The sequence below is a fragment of the aff. Roholtiella sp. LEGE 12411 genome (assembly GCF_015206995.1).
GTDB lineage: Bacteria > Cyanobacteriota > Cyanobacteriia > Cyanobacteriales > Nostocaceae > Komarekiella.
Genome location: NZ_JADEXR010000265.1, coordinates 1 through 3,796 on the forward strand (window position 1 = coordinate 1; position 3,796 = coordinate 3,796).

Here is a 3,796-nt window from a genome sequence, read left to right on the forward strand (position 1 = left end):
GTTCGTACGCATAATCTCCCGGTTCTAATTCTAAAAGTTCGCAAAACTTAAGATAGTCAGTCTGCCAGTTAAATTCACCGATAGCCGTAGCAAATCTTTGGGCCAAATCCCGTGATGACAAATTTGCTGCCGTTGGTTTACCGTTATAGCTGCCACGTTCCGTCATTTGCTCGTACTAGTAGTAAATTTGTATTATTAGCGATTTTATCACTGAGGGCATAGACAACAGAAATCGTAAAAAATTAGGTTTTGGAGTGATCCATAAAAATAAATGCCCAGCCGTGTGTTGAAATTATTCGTGGGTGTTGAGGATCGCTTGTTTGACGGCTGGGCATTTATTTCTTGGCAGTATGCTTGTGCGCTGATATATATAATTGAAAGTGAAAGGGCAAATGCGATCGCACTCTTAGCGGGTGGTTACGCCGGGAGCATCTTACGATTCGCAAGTCCAACACTAAGGGTAAACTTGCCACTCGCAGTATTGCGATCATTGAAAACTTGCTGAGTCTGCCTAGTGATCACCAGCCGTCAGCGGGAGAAATGTATCTGTTTCCTGGAAGATTTGAGCGCGGACATATTACTTTGATTTGCAAAATTTGGCATGTCGATTGCTAAACAGGCAGATAAAGAGATGAACTATCGCTGGGTCTTGCGTGTAAATAGCGGCTAGTAGTCGCCACGTTTGCATGACCCAATGTTTGTTGTACTAATCCAATATTGGCTCCTCGTTCTAGAGCATGACTAGCATGAGCATGACGTAACCAGTGAGGAGATATAGGAGCATCCAACCCTGCTCTTTTAGCCGCCGTCGCAATAATTTTATTGATCGTCTTGCGGTCAAGATGTCCCTTTCCTTTCCCCTTGCGGCTACAAAACACTGGGTCATCGCTTAAAGCATCACCTCGTAACCCCACCAAATCATCCCAAACTGACTTGGGTAACAAGACAGAGCGCGTTTTGCTACCCTTACCCAGTACCGTTACCTGTCCACTATCACCTCGTGCTGTCAAATCCCTCCATTTCAAAGTGCATAGTTCACTGACCCGCAAAGCAGCGCCGTATAACAGGCGCAGAATTGCTCGATTGCGTGGATTTGGCTCCATCCAAATTAACTTAGCCACTTCTGATTCCGTCAGCAGCCGCTCGTTTAAGCTATCAGCTGTTTTTCCCAAACTCATAGCTGCCCCAACATTTACAGTTGTTAATCCGATTTTCATCGCAAACGATAGTAGTGACTTGACAACTGAGAGGTAAGTTTTTTGGGTACTAGCTGCCAAGCCCAACTGTGACAAATGTCCAGCAAAATCATAAAGGTCTTCCAAGGTTACTGACCTAAGTGGTTTAGCTACATAAGCCAAAAATTTAGTGATGTAGAAGCGATAAGTGCTTTGCGATGTCTGAGATTTCCCGTATAGCCACATCTCTACTAGCTTAGCTTGGGCGTCTGCCGGAGCTAATGAAGCTAGCTGCTTGCGCTGCTGAGTGTGGACTAAGGCGACGGGCATGACGAATGCGACAATAGAGGAATTATGTCGCTTTCATTGTACAGTGAATCGGCGGTAAGCGTTCGCTTACGCGTCTCGTAGAGAGCTTATGTATAGCGACCTGCCCACGGGTCACATGCTATTGAGCGAGGAACTAACCCTGTGCTGGTAAAAGAAACTTTGGGTCATTCTAATTTGGCGATTAGCGATCGCCATCCTCTAAGGGGTTAAGCAAAAATAAGTTGGTCAGGCTTGGCACGCGCCGGGTACGGCGCGTGCCGCCTCCATGAGAGATTGTGAATGAATTGATAAATATAAGCCTGACCAACTTATTCCTGCGGGGGTGCTAAGATAAGCCGTCGGCTGGTTTCGCTAACCAAGCCGATAAATCAGAGACAGTTGAAAAATCTAAAAATGCCTCTCCCAATGTTTCCAATTGCTCAGTAGATAGCGCTCGAATTTGTTCAACTATTGGTGCATCAATTTCATCAAATCGTCTATTCAAGAGACGCAAAGTATATTTTAATGCTTCCTTTTGCACAATATCCTGATAAATTACTGACTCCTGCATGATATCCTCCCTTAAAAACTGACGAATTAAGTCTTTCTCAAATCTCAAACCCGCTAAAATTTCAGCACACCCGGCAATATTCTGTCTTTCGTTCCTATCTGGAATTCTAGCCACTCTTTGAGCAACTTGAGTCCATTTTAGTAACAACGAATATTATTCAATACAAATCAGACCAGTACCGTCAACTAAGCAGAAAAACTGCTTTCAATCAAACTCGATTTTTACCTAACCAACTAACCAACCCCCTCCAGTGGCAAAACCTCTTGGGACAACAAGCCGTAAAACTGCGGTACTAACTCTTCCAACGGTCGCAGTTCATGTACTGAAATTGAGTAAATCTCAGTGGGTAAGCAACGCAAGATAATCATCAGCAAGCCAGCCCTAACAGCCGGGGTGCAACTGTGCAGAATTCGCCGCATCGCAATATTAGTAACGCTTGTGGCGACTTCAGCTATATGCTTGAAGGCATCTTCGGGTGATGATTCTGATTCTGCAATTAACTGGGGGAAGTATTCACAAGCAAACCACCTTTCATCATCGTCTAAGTCAGCCAAATTTTTATTACTACCGCTATTAAGACTATCTAATAGCAAGAGTAATAATTTTTTAAAGTGCTGCCAGCCCCCCCATCTCTGGGTAAATCGGCTCACCCAAGCTTGGGAGATTTCAGCAATGTTGGCTAGAGCCTTTTGTCCAATTTTTTGGTGTGACTGCCAAAGCGACTTGAATGCGTTGACTATGGCGTGTCCGGTCTGCTTCGCGGGGCTACCAGCTTCAATGCAGAAATCGCAGGCATCAACAACCTCTAATTTCACTCCTGGTAATTCACTCACGAGGAAACCCAAATCATAATCAGCGCAGAAGTAGAATGTTAGCTCCACATTGGGGCGACGATGTGAACGTAATCGCCCAATCTCTTGGATGATTTCAGCTTGTAGCAATTCGGTGAGATACTTTTGAAAAGTGCTATTTTCATCTTCCAGGTTGACTCTTTCTCCAGTCATCACCTGGAAGTGTGCTGCCAAACTGCCGATGTTTTGGTAGGGAATGCCAAAAGAAGCGATTGCATCACACTCACTAAACCGATTAACACCACGACCATCGACAAAGTGACCGTATTCTGTGCGGTCACTTGTAGTGTCAGCGATCGCCTTCCAATCAATAATGCCCAGTTGGGAGTGCAGCTTTGTCAAAGTTTCTTTGAGGGCATTCACACGGGTGGTTAAAGAATCTGAGCGATTTTTGGGCAGTTTACCCAGGCCAGTAACGTTGACCACTTTTAAATTGCTGTAGTCAGGACGTGACTGCTCAATGACTAACACGGATTCATGATAGTCGAGTTTCAATTTCAACTGTTCTGCTGTGGTAGTAGCATCAAGGTAGATATTAAATACAGCAGAGTTAGCCAATTCTTGATGCTTGGTGTCACGGCGATAAATGCTTAGTACACCCCATGAGGCGCTAAAAGCACCATCACCCTTCCAAGCTTCGAGGAAGTCAGGCAACCAGTACAAGGGTAAATCCAGAAAATCTCTACCCGCTTGTTTTGCGCTGTCCTTAACGATTTCCTTGACAGCAAAACGGGCGGCAGCACTTTTTTTGAGTTGCTTATCTCTGGAGTTTAGACTAAACGCATGACAAAGTAACTCAGGATAACTGAGTCACAAGCTTTACACTCCAAAATTGAAAATCGAAGAGTTAAGCAGATTGTGGCGTTTGTTTTTTGGGTTTTGTGGTGCTT

3 protein-coding genes and 1 pseudogene are annotated in these 3,796 nt (G+C 44.6%); 1 reads left to right on the forward strand and 3 read right to left on the reverse strand.

The annotated features are described in order from the left end of the window. Positions 1-271 precede the first annotated feature (271 nt). The gene (locus IQ246_RS29060) at positions 272-505 is read left to right on the forward strand and encodes a hypothetical protein (protein ID WP_194006749.1); all 234 of its coding nucleotides are present in this window, start codon (positions 272-274) and stop codon (positions 503-505) included. 106 nt (positions 506-611) lie between these two features. Here IQ246_RS29060 and IQ246_RS31415 read toward each other — a convergent pair whose 3' ends face one another. The 3 genes and pseudogenes from IQ246_RS31415 to IQ246_RS29075 form a co-directional block, all read right to left on the reverse strand. Then, on the reverse strand, positions 612-1,505 hold the full coding sequence (locus IQ246_RS31415; RefSeq protein ID WP_208492352.1) for a tyrosine-type recombinase/integrase: 894 nt from the start codon (positions 1,503-1,505) through the stop codon (positions 612-614). Positions 1,506-1,830: 325 nt separating this feature from the next. Then, positions 1,831-2,187 (reverse strand): annotated as a pseudogene (locus IQ246_RS29070) (DUF4351 domain-containing protein); the annotation flags it as partial. Between the two features lie 101 nt (positions 2,188-2,288). Beyond that, positions 2,289-3,569, reverse strand: a complete 1,281-nt coding sequence (locus IQ246_RS29075) for a hypothetical protein (protein ID WP_194006751.1) — start codon at positions 3,567-3,569, stop codon at positions 2,289-2,291. Between the last annotated feature and the right edge of the window lie 227 nt (positions 3,570-3,796).